Annotated in this window: 15 protein-coding genes; 14 read left to right on the forward strand and 1 reads right to left on the reverse strand. The window is 68.0% G+C overall.

What is annotated here, in order from left to right; all coding sequences use genetic code 11:
* Window positions 1-94 precede the first annotated feature (94 nt).
* Window positions 95-787, forward strand: coding sequence for a helix-turn-helix transcriptional regulator (locus KAK06_RS15895; RefSeq protein ID WP_210803106.1), 693 nt, complete (start codon window positions 95-97; stop codon window positions 785-787).
* On the forward strand, window positions 784-1,584 hold the full coding sequence (locus KAK06_RS15900) for a helix-turn-helix transcriptional regulator (RefSeq protein WP_210803107.1): 801 nt from the start codon (window positions 784-786) through the stop codon (window positions 1,582-1,584). The genes KAK06_RS15895 and KAK06_RS15900 overlap by 4 nt, the downstream gene beginning before the upstream one ends.
* Before the next feature lie 137 nt (window positions 1,585-1,721).
* Here the strand turns inward: KAK06_RS15900 and KAK06_RS15905 are convergent, their stop codons facing one another.
* Window positions 1,722-1,994 (reverse strand): ParC-related protein, encoded by a 273-nt coding sequence (locus KAK06_RS15905; protein WP_210803108.1) that lies wholly within the window; start codon window positions 1,992-1,994, stop codon window positions 1,722-1,724.
* A 106-nt stretch (window positions 1,995-2,100) separates the two neighbouring features.
* On the opposite strand from KAK06_RS15905, the gene KAK06_RS15910 reads away from it, so the two are divergent.
* The 12 genes from KAK06_RS15910 to KAK06_RS15965 all read left to right on the forward strand — a co-directional run bounded on the left by KAK06_RS15910 (window position 2,101) and on the right by KAK06_RS15965 (window position 11,985).
* Window positions 2,101-2,361, forward strand: a complete 261-nt coding sequence (locus KAK06_RS15910) for a hypothetical protein (protein ID WP_210803109.1) — start codon at window positions 2,101-2,103, stop codon at window positions 2,359-2,361.
* An 8-nt stretch (window positions 2,362-2,369) separates the two neighbouring features.
* Window positions 2,370-3,272: a ParA family protein gene (locus KAK06_RS15915; RefSeq protein WP_247652912.1), complete on the forward strand. Its 903-nt coding sequence runs from the start codon at window positions 2,370-2,372 to the stop codon at window positions 3,270-3,272.
* A 161-nt stretch (window positions 3,273-3,433) separates the two neighbouring features.
* Entirely contained in the window at window positions 3,434-5,236 is a 1,803-nt protein-coding gene (locus KAK06_RS15920; RefSeq protein ID WP_210803110.1) for a hypothetical protein, read from the forward strand.
* A gap of 104 nt (window positions 5,237-5,340) precedes the next feature.
* Window positions 5,341-5,886: an STY4526/YPO1902 family pathogenicity island replication protein gene (locus KAK06_RS15925; RefSeq protein ID WP_210803111.1), complete on the forward strand. Its 546-nt coding sequence runs from the start codon at window positions 5,341-5,343 to the stop codon at window positions 5,884-5,886.
* Between the two features lie 96 nt (window positions 5,887-5,982).
* The gene (locus tag KAK06_RS15930) at window positions 5,983-6,594 is read left to right on the forward strand and encodes a hypothetical protein (RefSeq protein WP_210803112.1); all 612 of its coding nucleotides are present in this window, start codon (window positions 5,983-5,985) and stop codon (window positions 6,592-6,594) included.
* Between the two features lie 11 nt (window positions 6,595-6,605).
* Window positions 6,606-8,315, forward strand: a complete 1,710-nt coding sequence (locus tag KAK06_RS15935) for a hypothetical protein (protein WP_210803113.1) — start codon at window positions 6,606-6,608, stop codon at window positions 8,313-8,315.
* A gap of 364 nt (window positions 8,316-8,679) precedes the next feature.
* The gene (locus KAK06_RS15940; RefSeq protein WP_210803114.1) at window positions 8,680-9,654 is read left to right on the forward strand and encodes a PFL_4669 family integrating conjugative element protein; all 975 of its coding nucleotides are present in this window, start codon (window positions 8,680-8,682) and stop codon (window positions 9,652-9,654) included.
* A 196-nt stretch (window positions 9,655-9,850) separates the two neighbouring features.
* A complete protein-coding gene (locus KAK06_RS15945) occupies window positions 9,851-10,306 on the forward strand; it encodes a hypothetical protein (RefSeq protein ID WP_210803115.1) in 456 nt (151 codons plus the stop codon).
* A 50-nt stretch (window positions 10,307-10,356) separates the two neighbouring features.
* The gene (locus KAK06_RS15950) at window positions 10,357-10,629 is read left to right on the forward strand and encodes a hypothetical protein (RefSeq protein ID WP_210803116.1); all 273 of its coding nucleotides are present in this window, start codon (window positions 10,357-10,359) and stop codon (window positions 10,627-10,629) included.
* A gap of 108 nt (window positions 10,630-10,737) precedes the next feature.
* Entirely contained in the window at window positions 10,738-11,148 is a 411-nt protein-coding gene (locus KAK06_RS15955) for a single-stranded DNA-binding protein (RefSeq protein WP_210803117.1), read from the forward strand.
* Window positions 11,149-11,231: 83 nt separating this feature from the next.
* Window positions 11,232-11,495: a hypothetical protein gene (locus tag KAK06_RS15960; protein WP_210803118.1), complete on the forward strand. Its 264-nt coding sequence runs from the start codon at window positions 11,232-11,234 to the stop codon at window positions 11,493-11,495.
* Window positions 11,485-11,985, forward strand: coding sequence for a hypothetical protein (locus tag KAK06_RS15965; RefSeq protein WP_210803119.1), 501 nt, complete (start codon window positions 11,485-11,487; stop codon window positions 11,983-11,985). Before KAK06_RS15960 ends, KAK06_RS15965 begins: the two co-directional genes overlap by 11 nt.
* Window positions 11,986-12,022: the final 37 nt, after the last annotated feature.

Here is a 12,022-nt window from a genome sequence, read left to right on the forward strand (position 1 = left end):
CACGCTGGCGAGAGATCAGAAGCGAGCAGTACCAAGGGGGGTGCCACCGAGCAGTACATCGGCGCCAAAAAATAAGTCAATCAATGACTGCGCCATGTCCGCGAGAAACTTCGACCGTGTCGGCGATGAAGATGAACTCTTCGCTGCCGTGCTTCAGTGTGCCAACGCCCTGGACTTCAGGTTCGCCACACTGTCCTTCTCAGTTCACCGCGGCACCTCGGCCGAATACTATGAACTGAACAACCTGCCGCCGGCGTTCGTCCTCGCGCAGAAACCCGACTCATGGCAGCGCGACCCCGTGCTGCGCCACATGAAGCGCTCGTCGCTTCCCCTGCTGTGGGGGCGCAAGACCTATGAGCAGGCGGGAGCGATTGATCTCTATGAGGAACAGGAGCCCTGGGGCATCGCCGGGGGCGCTGCACTTGCGCTGCACCTGCCCAAGCGACGGCGTCTGTTCGTGGGCTTTGATGGCTCTGAGCGGGCCTGGCGCAGCCAGCCGGGACGGGTGTGCGCCGAACTCGTGTCCGTTGCCAACGCCTGTTTCCCTCACGTCCTCCGGCTGGCGCCGGCCAGGATGCGCAGCAGGCTCAATGAGCGTGAGCGCACGGTCATGGAAAGACTGTCCGCCGGTCTCTCGCTGCAGGACACGGCGGCAGCCCTCGGACTCTCACGTCGGACCGTTCTGGCTCATGTCAAGGCGGTCTCCGCGCGGCTCGGGCTGTCAACCGCGCAGACCATTCACGACGCGCAGCGCATCCTGGTAGACGAGGAGGGGGTCTTGTCATGAGTGCGGAGCAGGCAGGACAGGCCGCGGCTGAGCTTGAACCCATTGCTTGCCAACGGTATGGCCCGATCTTCGATGACGCTGTGGATGCCCGCTCTGTGCCGGCTCTGGAGAGCGCGTGCCACGCCTTTGCGGAGCGCTATGGCATCAGTTCGTTCATCTTGACGCTGGCGCGCCCCCGGGGGGGAACGGCCTCGCGCATTCACCGGGCGCATTGGGAGCTCGACTCCATTCATTCGGGGCCGGCTGGCTGGAGCGCGGCCTTGTCCGACAGCATGGCTTCGTGCCCGGTGCTTCAGACCTTCCTAGACGGGCGCGTTGAGCCGCTGCGTTGGGGTCACGAGCTTTTCGTACTGGCGGGCGCGTCATCACGTTGGCGCGCTTACGAGCAGGCTGGGCTGACCCGTGGTTTGGCCTTTGTGTCACCGCTGGGCGACAGGGGGCTGGTGATCCTCGACCTGGGCTTGTCCGCGCATCGGCCAAGCGTCGATTTGTCCCAGGTCTTGATGTGGGGGCAGCTGTTCACGACCCTGGCCAGTGAAGCCACGCACCGGCTGCTGTCCAAGCGGGCTGCGCCGGGTGCCGATCGCGACGCGGCGCCTGCGCTCTCCCAGCGCGAAATGCTCACCTTGCAATATGCCGCCAACGGACTGAGCTTGACCGAGATCGCCAAGGAGCAGTTTGTCTCCCGCTCTGTCGTGGAGCGCGCACTCGTGGCGGCACGAGACAAACTGGGCTGCGCGACGACCGTAGCGGCCGCCTGCCGAGCCGTGTCACTGGGTGTGATCGACGCACCCTGACGTCAAGACGGTCAGGCCGCCAGGTGCCCCGGCGGGTGCTAGAAAGAAGAAATTCCTTCCTACTCGACAGGCAGGGTGCTGCGGTCGAATCGACCCTGTTGCAACGACAGGAGTCAGCGTTTGTTGGTTCGATCTCTTCAGTTTGTCTCGGGCCGATCGCCCCAGTCACCGAGCTCGACCTCGAAGTGCTGGGCGCCGATGTCTCGGAGGTAGCCCGCGAGGGTGTCCAGCTTCTTGAAGTAGCGCACGTTACCGCGCCGGGCCTCCAGCGTCAGCTCCTGATCCCCATCGCGCAATAGCAGGACGAAGCCCGAGGCCGTTCCACGGGCCACGAGCCGACCAGCCTTGCCTGTGGCAACCAAAATACGTAATATTGGCTCGCCAAGACATACACTTTTGGACGACGACATGACTTATTCTGGCGATCAGGGCGGAGGGCCGCCGGGTACTTCGGCCGCCATGGTACGCGCTCACGCGACCGAGCCGCGTGGGCGCGCCCGCGAGCGCCAGGAGGGTATGCCGCCCATCAAGACGCCCGAGCTGCGTCACCTGGTGGCCGCCAAGGGTGTCAAGGTCTTCACCGCCAGTGAGATCGAGCCCGGTCGCTATCGGCTGGTCGTGCAGTTCGCCCAGCGCAACCATTTGCTGACCGGCGCGCGTGGCGCGCCGCGCGAATGGGCCAGCCTCGACAGCGTGGCCGCCTACATGCGCCGCCTTGGCGCGACGGAGGTCACGGTCGCGATGCTGTGGCCGCAGCCGCCGGCAGCCCGTGCTTGACCACCCACTTGGAATACCCGCGCATGACTCAGACCATCGCCGCGCTGAACTCCAAAGGGGGCGTCGGCAAGACCACCTTTCTGGCGAACCTGGGCGGTCTGCTGGCCGACATGGGTGCGCGCATCCTGTTGGTGGACGCCGACCCGCAACCCAGTCTCACCAAGTACTTCGCTTTGGCCGATGAGGCGCCGCAGGGTCTGGTCGAGGTGGTCACCCAGGGCACGGTCACGCCGGGCTGCATTTCGCGAACCTCGGTGCCTGGGCTGGACCTGGTGCGCTCCAACGATGGCGAAGCTCACCTGCAGCACTGGCTGCACGGACGGCCGGACGCCCGCATCCGGCTGGCCCGCGCATTGCGCAACCCCTACGTGCAGGAGCACTACGACTTCATCCTGATCGACACCCAGGGCGCGATCGGGCCGCTGCAGACCGCTGCTGCTTTTGCCGCAGACACCCTGGTATCACCGCTTCCCCCGGACACCCCGTCGGTGCGGGAGTTCCGCTCAGGGACCTTGCGCGTGCTCCAGCGGCTGGAGCAGGACCCCAACGAGCCGCAGGCCGCGCTGGCTCCCATCCAAGCCGTCATCTGCCGTCACGAGTACACCCGAAACGCCCGCCAGCTGCTCGGTGAGCTGCGCGCCGAGTTCGACGTTGGCGACCGGGTCACCATCCTGGACACGGTGATTCCCAGCGCCGTCGCCTACAAGGACGCGTTCACCGCCCGGCGGCCAGTGCATCAGCTCAACCGCCAGGGCGGCACCCGGTGTCCGTCGGGCTATGAAGTGATGCACCGGATCGTCTGGGAGCTTCAGCCGCAGCTCTACGGGCACTTTGCAGGCCGCCTGCGCGGCGACCCACGTGAGGTCTTCGGACCCTCGCAGACCGCCCACGCCGCTGCAAGGGCCGCATGAACACCTCCAGGAAGCGCCAGGGCTTCAACCCGCTCACCGACGGGCTGCCGCTGACCATCCCCGTCGGGCAGGCCATCGAGAACCTGGCCGCCGCCACCGCCCGCGCCGCTGCGCGCAGGAACCGACCCAACACTGCCATGCTTCGCCCGCACGACTCGACCATGCCGACGCCCTTTGGCGCCGCCAGCCCAGACAGCCTCGGTCCTCCTGGCAAGACCCCCAGCAGAGCGCAGCGTGACGAGGCCGAGTTCAAGGCCAGCTACGCCGTGGGCGACACCGCGCCGTCCAAGATCGACCTGCGCCGGGACTTGCCGGGCCCCATGCTGCTCAAGTCGGTCGACATCGTCCGCTACGACCACAACCCACGGCTCTATGCCAACGAGAAGCGAGAGGACATCCGCCACAGCCTGAAGGCCAATGGCTATCAGGGCACGCTGCAGGTGACGCGCAGGCACGCTGGCGAGCCGTACATGCTGGCGGCGGGCTCCAACACGACGCTCGAGCTCTTGCAGGAGCTCTATGCCCAGACCGGCGACGAGCGCTTCCTGTGGGTCAACTGCATCTACCAGCCCTACCAGGGCGAGACCACGCTGCTGTCTCAGCACCTCGGCGAGAACCTGAACCGTGGCGACATGAAGTTCTGGGAAGTCGCCGTGGGCATGTGTGAGCTGCTTGGGCTGATCGAGGAAGAGCGACGCCAACACGATCCAGGCGCCAAGCCCATGGCCGTTCGCGAGGCCAGCGAGGCACTGGCCGCCCGTGGCCTGAAGGCAGACAAGTCGCTGGTGACCATCTGGCGTTTTGCCACCAGCCGGCTGGCGCCGCTGGGGAGCGCCAGCGCCCATCTGACCCACCGTGGGGTGCAGGGCATCCTGCAGCCCCGGCTGAACGCTCTGCTGGCGCTGGCCACGCGCCTGGGCATGGACGAAGCCGCGTTTTGGGACGACCTGGTCGCCAAGGAGCTGCGGCTGTACGCCACCTCGGCGCACGACGTGCAGGCCTTCGACCCCCATGAGGTCGCGGATCAGGTCGAAGCAGCCCTGGCCGAGCGTGCCTCGGAGTCGATCGAGTCCGTGCGCCACATGCTCTCGCTGCTCAAACTGAATCCGAAGCTCACGATGGCTGAGCTGCGGCAGCCCTCCCCCAACCTGGTTGCTGCACCAACGGCGTCCTCCGCCAGTGGGCCCCTGCAGGACAGCGCCAGCACAGGACAGCCAGTCCGGCACCCTGTCGAGCATCCTGTAGCGCAGCCTGTCGAGCCGCCGCCCAGCCAACAGCGGCCGCTCAACCTCACCACGGTGATCCAGGGGCCGCCGCCTGGGGCGGGCACTGGCGCGCTGATCCCGTCCGCCCGCTCAGGCCTTGTCGAGCCCCAGGGGGATGCGGCCCGGCCAGCGACCGGCGCAACCGGGACGCCGCGCGCCTCGGTCGGTCCGCTGTTCAGCGCGGGCGTGGCGGACCGGGCCGATCCTCTGGGTGCGCTGCACTCCGCCGTCGATGAGCTGCTGGCCACCGCCGGACTGAGCGACGTTCTGCGCTGGCGCGACGAGATGCCGCTGGGCTTCTACCTGGACCTGCCCGATCGGCAGGCCCACAGACGCCAGACGGTGCAGATCGGCAGCCCGCAAGACCAGACCCGAACGATGAAGACCATCGTCTGGTGGTCGCTGACGACGATCTCCGGCCAGTGGCTCGAAGGGGCCGTCGACTGCATCGACCACACCAGCACCTTCTACCGGAGCTTCTCCGTCGAGCGGGAGGAGTCGCCCCTCGAAGGCACGGACATCGAGCCCGTGCAGCCCGAGCCCGTCGAGCTGCTGATGGCCCGTGTCACCCCGGGCCTCATCCGGCCCGCCATGACCCAGCTGCGGGCGGTCGAGGAGCTGGCCGCGACCGTCATGGAGCAATTGCCCGAGCGCTGGATGCTGCTGCAGAAGCTGCTGCTGTCCGGCAACCCGTACTGACCAAGGATCGCCCCGACATGCACCAACGAGGAACTGTGCCCGGCCACCCTGGCGAGGCCCACCGGAGCCCGTCGACCGTGACACTGCGGGATCCCGCTGTCCAGATGTTCGCCCTCACCCGGCTGATCGCAGCCATGGAGGACGCCGATCCCCAGGTGCTGCACCAGATGCTCGGCGCCGGCATGACGCCAGAGCTGCTGGACCGGCTGCGCTCCATGCCACTGAACGAGGCCTTGCGCTTCGCCGTGGGTCAGTGCGGCCTGGCGATCGCCGTCGATACAGCGGCCATGCGTGCGCAGCTGCAGCGCATCGACCGCGCCAAGGCGGACCGCGAAGCCCTGGAATACCTGGTGCGCCATGGCGCGTCGCCGCGGCTGCTGACGCAGCTGTTCACGCTGTCGCAGTCCGACGCGCGGCGCCTGCGGCGCGTGCTGGCGCCCGATGTGGCCACCGGTGGGCGCCCCAGACTGCCCCCAGACGAGATGCGCGACGAGATCGAGCGCGTCTGGGCCGAGCTCGCGGCCGAGCCGTGCCCCAGGGCGCGCATCCGCCGCTTGCACGAACGCTTCGCGACCCAGGTGATTGCGTCGCTGGAGCTGGTGATCCTGCCCCAGGTTACCGGCGCCTGGCGCAGCGGCCCTCAGGCCTGATGAACGCTCTTCGTCGCCCCACTGGGCGACCACTTCCTCGGCCAGCACAGGGCGATCCCCTGTGAGGCCGCCCGACACCGTGACGAGGCACCTGCCATGAGCCAGACGACCCCTCACAAGCCCCCCTGCCCTATTCCTGAGCCGGCGCTACGCACCACGGCGCTTGCCGCCTCCGCGGCCACGCCTGGCGTCAACGCACGCCGCTCAACCGCGCCCGCCCAGGGCGGCGCCGTCCTCACCGATCTGGCCGCTGTGCGGCGGGCCAAGCAGAAAGAACGCGCCCGTGTGGCCCAGGCGGTGGACTGGTACATGGACCGTGCCGAGCAAGTGTGCCTCGCGGTGCCGATGATCTACATCTACATCGCCCACTCGATCGCGGCGGCGGTGGCGCTCTACCAGATCGAGGCCCGCAGCGAGGGGCAGTACCTGGAGCGCGGTGACCCCTGGGTCCACCTGGACCAAAGCGCGTGGCTGTACCTGACCAAGCTCGATGAAGCGCAGTGGGTCCAGGCCCGTGGTGAGTTGCGAGCGCTGGATCTGATCGAGGAGCGGCGCCGCTATGACCTGGATCGCAGCGAGATCATCACCCAGATCCAGTTCCTGCCAGATGCCTTCTCACGGGCCAAGGGTCAGGTCCGCGATGACATCCGCCGTCAGCTCAAGGGCGGTGTTGACGCGGGTGGTTCGTTGCCCGGCTATCCCTGCTGAGGAGCCATCCGGTGGCCTTGTTCCTGCCCAGATCCCCGAAGGCCTCTGCCAGGGTGGGCACCCCGCTGGCGACGCTCGCGGTGGAGGCAGGGCGTGCCGAGACATTGGCGCAGCCCGCCAGGCGCACCGTCGTGTTGCTGGGAAGTCTTGCCGGGCCCTTGGCCCACCCAGCGCAGGACGCACCGCAGCCGTCGCCTGAGCCGGCCCGGCACTTCGCGTCCGACCTGACCGAGACGCCGCGGGTGCCCCGCCTCGCGTCGCGGGACCGGACCGTGTTGCCACCCGGTACCGCGCGAAGCCAACTGTCGTGTTCGATCGCTGTGGCCAGCCGCGTCGTCGAGTTGGTGGACGACACCTGCTCGGCGGTGCTGTTGTCGCAGCTGATCTACTGGACCCGACGCGGCCGCGATGTGGTCGCGCGAGACGGCTGGATCCACAAGTCCGCCAGAGAGTGGGAGATCGAGACCGGCCTGAGCTGGAAGATGCAGCGTCGCGCGCGCAAGATCCTGCTCGACAGTGGCCTGTTGGAGGAGCGGCTTCAGGCCATGCCCGCGAGCCTGGCCTTCCGTCTCAATCTCCGTGCGTTCGTGCCGCTGATGGCCGAGCGCAGCGAGATCGAGATGCCCGCGATCGACCTGTCCTGGTTCGTCGATCGTGACAGTCCGATCCTGGGTCGGCTGCTGGGGCGCTCGTTTCTGTTCCACACGGCCCTGACGGCCCACATGTCGGTGCCGGCGGCGATGATGGCCTCGCGCCTGCTCTCGGCACAGGGCGACCTGCGCGCGCGGCCGGCCCGGCTCAAGTACGTGCAGCTCTCCCGGGAGGCCTGGCGACGCGAAACCGGCCTGACCCGCCACCAGTGGCAGACCGCCCGCCGCGATCTCCAGGCGCTGGGGCTGTTGCTGGAGCGTCGGCACAACTTCCCGCGCCGCGTCGACCTCAGCATCGATCCGGTGGCCACCGCGTCCTTGCTGGCTTGTGCGATGACCGCGCCGATGGCCTCTGGGCTCGGCGCCCTGGGTCCCCAATCTGAGGCTGGGTCGGTTTGGGCGAAACAGACCGGTGGCAACGCACACCCACCAAAGCGACCTGCTGCGTTGACCGAACCGGCCGACAGGTGTCGACCGAACCGACCCACAGCGATCGACCAATCCGGCCTTTATCTCCAGGAATCACTACAGGTTCAACCACAACCACCACTACCGCCACAGCCTGGGCCGAGCACACGAGGCGGATGGGTCGACCCGTCCACGCCCGACTGGGGTGGGGGTGGGTGGCCTGCGCAGTGGCCCGGCCAGGCCGGCAGCGGCAGGCACTCGACATCCTGCGTTGGTGATGTGGCGCTCGTGGAGACCGGGCTGGTGTGGCCGGCTCCCTTGGGCGCCCAAGAGGGGGACCGCGAGGCCGCGGCCAGGCACCTGGCGGGCCTGGATCGGGTCATGCAACAGACCCTCCTGGACGAGGTCGCCTGGCGGGCCTCGCAAGGGACTGTGCGCTCGCCGGTGGGTCTGCTGCGCACGCTGTGCCGCAAGGCGGCTGCGGGGGAGTTCGCTGCGGACGGTGCGCACCGCATTGCCAGTGCCCGGCGCCAGCGCGATCAGGCTGCGCTCGCAGCGGCGGCATCTCCCGAGGCAGCCGCGAGCTGCGCGCCATCGGCTGAGGTACGCGCCAAGTTCGATGCTCTGCGCCAGGAAGTGAAGAGGCGGCGGTGGCCAGCATGAGGCGCTGTCACAGCCAAAGCCCGAGTGAACTTGTCTGTCTTGCTGCAAGACAGACGGACCCGACTGGGCCGTCAGGGTGCGGCGGCTGCCAAAGCGGGCGCTGGGGCAGCGGCGCCACCTCGCCGGGACGCGGCCCGCGCAGGGCGGACCGAGGGCCGGCCATGCGGCGCCGCCGCAGCGCCGCTTCGCCCGCAGACACCTCGATCAACCACAACCATCAATGAGGAGGATTTCCATGGCTCCCGGTGACTCCCATGATTCCTATGGCGCCCATGACGCCAGTCGACGCGGTCCCCGCCATCCCCGGCATGCACCTCCGTTTCCGGTGTCCAGGTCCTCCCCGTTTCCGGACGGCTATGACATCGTGGCCGAGCGCCATGCCTTGAAGGACCTGGTCGAGGCCGATGACCTGGACATGGCGGATCCGAGGTTCCAGCGCTATGCCGAGCTCGAGCGGCGAGAAGCGCTGCTGCGCAACATGCAGTCCGAGCATCACGCGACGGGCGGTGCGCAAAGGGATGTCGTGCCCTACCGTGAGGCCGTCGCGGTCAAGAACGACCTGGGTCGCCTGACCGACGAGGCCGACGACTCGATGACGATCCATACCCGAGAGGCATCAAGGCTCTTCATCGGCCGGGCGATGCTGCCGGGGGAGACCGGCGTCGGTCAGTCGGGGGGCAAGAAGGTCGGCGCTGCGATGCGGGCCATCTGGTACCTCTCGGGCAACGACAACCCGTATGCGGACTTTGCGCTGATCGAGACCTGGACCTCGATGGAGAACGTGATCGCTGAGCTGGAGCGGCGCATCGACGGCATGGACCGCCGCCTGCACAGGATGCAGCGCCGCGGTCTGTCCTTCTCGATTGTTCGGGCGGATCCGCCCGTCAGCGTCGAGCTGGGATTTCGCAGTCCCTACGGCTACTCGGTGGTTCGTTTGATCTCGACCTTCGACTACTTCGTCCGGATGGTCAAGACGCTGGTGCGCAAGGACCTGTTGTCCGACAAGGAGGGGTACGAGGACATCTACACGATGACCCGTCACAGCCGCAGGATCTTTGAGCGGGTGGTCTGGCTCCAGCGCTACCTGTTGAGAGACGAGCTGCGCCCGCTCTCGCGCAGGGACTGGCTGGCCAGTGCGGACGAGCTGGCGAAAAAGCGGGTTCAGGCGGCGGTGGCCTTGTTTGGCGAGCTGCCGCGGGGCGTCTTCAACGGCGATGTGCGGCCGCGTCACACGCGACGGCATCTGGACGTTTCCGCGGAAGAGCTGCGCCTGCTCAACGAGGTGCCCTTGGCGGGCGATGACGCTCAGCTGGTGGCGGCCACCGAGGGGCTGCAGTGAGGGCCCGCCGTGGTGGCCTGCGCTGCGCCAGTGGTGGCGCGGCCATGCTGCCCGGGGCATGGGGCGGCAAGGGCTGCGCCTGCGGCGGGGATGGCGAGCGCAAAGGGCTGTGACAGTGGTGGATCCCGTGGGTGATGGGGCTGTGGCAGCGGCGGAGCCCGAGGCCAAAGGCCGATCCAGTGGCGGGGGTTTGTGGATGGAAACGCTGATGGATGTGCCGGCGGGGCAGATGGGGGTCACACAGGGGGTGGACCGCAAAGGGCCTTTAAAGGGTAAGGGCGGAGCCCTGGCGCAGTGGCACCGGCAGGCCGCACACAAGCTCGCGACAGTGCATGAGGCCATGCAGGTGCTGGCGCAGGCCACACGGGAGGTGCAGGGTCGGCGCTGGAGCCTGCAGGTGCACAGGCTGCGGGACACGGCGTGGCAGTTGCGCTGGCGAGAGGCCTCGCCGCCTCGGTCCCACACGGTGTGGGAGTGCATCGAGCCGGAGCTGTCGCAGCTGGCCCCGGGCCTGGCGCAGTGGTTGCGGGAAACGCAGGACTCGGCCGTGCTGCTCAACCACCAGGAGCAGGTGGCGCGCTATGAGCTCAAGACCATTGCCAGGTTGCTCGGCAGCCGGGCGCCGCACGGCGGCGAACACGGCGCCGGGTGACAGTGACCTGGCGCGTCGCTAGTATTCCAATGCATCGCCCTGGAGGGCCCATGAACATGTTCGACACCGTTGCTGCCCAACCCCAGCTGGTCCTTGCGGCTGTCGCGTTGGCCCTCGGTTGTGGCTACCTGCTGTGGCAGGTGCTCTTCAGGCGGCTGCCGATCCATCACTTCGGGACCCATCAGGTGATCGAGGCGCTTCGGTGGGAGCCGCTGGCGCAGCAGCATCGCCTGGCCGCGCAGGGCTCGCTGACCCGTCTGCAGTGGTTCCTGCTGCGAAGACGTCATCTAATCCGGCTGCGAACCGAGCTGCGCATCCGGTAGCGGAAGGCGCTGGGCATCCAGCGCATCGACACAGACAACACCAGCAGCCGCAAAGGCGCTTTTCCCCGGACACACCCCAAGAGGAAGCTGATCGACAAAGGGGACACCATGTCCATTGAATCCATCGTCCGCGGTAATCTGACCAAGGATCCCGAAGCCCGCGAAGTCAAGGTGAATGGCGAAAGCCGGCGCGTGGTCGACATTCGCATCTTCAGCGACGAGTACCGGCGCGAAGGTGAACAACTCATCCAGGACGATGACCGCTGCGTGGGCGTCGACGTCACGCTCTGGTCCGAGCGACTGGGTGAGCAGGTGATGGCCCACCTGCGCAAGGGCAGCCGCGTGGAGGCCAAGGGGGCGATGTACTTGCACCGCTACAAGGACCGTGAGACCGGTGAGCCGCGTGCCGGCCTGCAGATGAACGCCGACAGCGTGACGCTGGTGCTGGCGCGCATCGAGTCGATCGCCTTCGCGCCCTCGCGCCGCACGCAGGAGGCCGAGGAGGCCGCGGCGGGCTGAGACGGGCACGGCCGGCTGGGTCGGTTGGCCGTCTGACAGCGCGCGCGGCCTAGCCGCCGGACAGCACACGACAGGAGCAATGCATGCATCACAGAACGCCCCCGGATCTGGCCGAGTCTGCCTGGCGCGCGGTGCGCGCCTGCGCCTTCGATGTCGTGCACCTGGCGGCGCGCTCCGGGCGCGCCAGCCTGAGGGTGCAAGGCGTGCAGCTGCTGGCTCAGCGGATCGGCACCTCTCGGGCCAGTGCGCCCTGGGCCTTCATTCGGCTCAGCATGCGCCGCGGCGCAGCGCCGGCCGAGGTCACCTTCGTGTCTTCGCTGCCAGAGGAACGGGATCATGGCGGCTGAGTCGGGTGTGCAACGCGCTGCGGTGGTCACCGCGCAGGTTTGGTACGGCCGCTTCGGTGACATGCTGATCGAGACCTGTGTCGACGGCACGGTGTGGATCAATGGAGAGCCGGTGGCGGGCAAGCGGTCCCAGCCAGCGGCAGTGACGACGCCTTCGCCGCCGACGTCAGCGCAGGCAGAGGACGAGGCCGGTGCCCGCCCGGACGCAGCAGCGCAGGACCAGCCCTACGACTGCGATGCGCTCATCCAGGCCGCTGAGGACAAGGCCTTTGCGGGCTGTGGCCTGTCGGATTGGCTCTGGGAGCAGCGGGTGCAGGCCTACTACGCAGGCATCCTGGCCAGGGCCCCGGCGCAGCACCGCCAGCGCACCGTACAGGCCTTGCTGGCGCGAGGCTACGAGCCGGGCTATGTCTCACCCGATCTGGGGCCCGGCTACTGCAGCCGAACCGGCATTGACGAACACTACTGCACGTGCGGCTATCACCTCTGAGGCGATCGCGGTCGTGCGGCCGAGCCTGGCCAGCTCG

Source organism: Ideonella aquatica (genome assembly GCF_018069755.1).
GTDB lineage: Bacteria > Pseudomonadota > Gammaproteobacteria > Burkholderiales > Burkholderiaceae_C > Ideonella > Ideonella aquatica.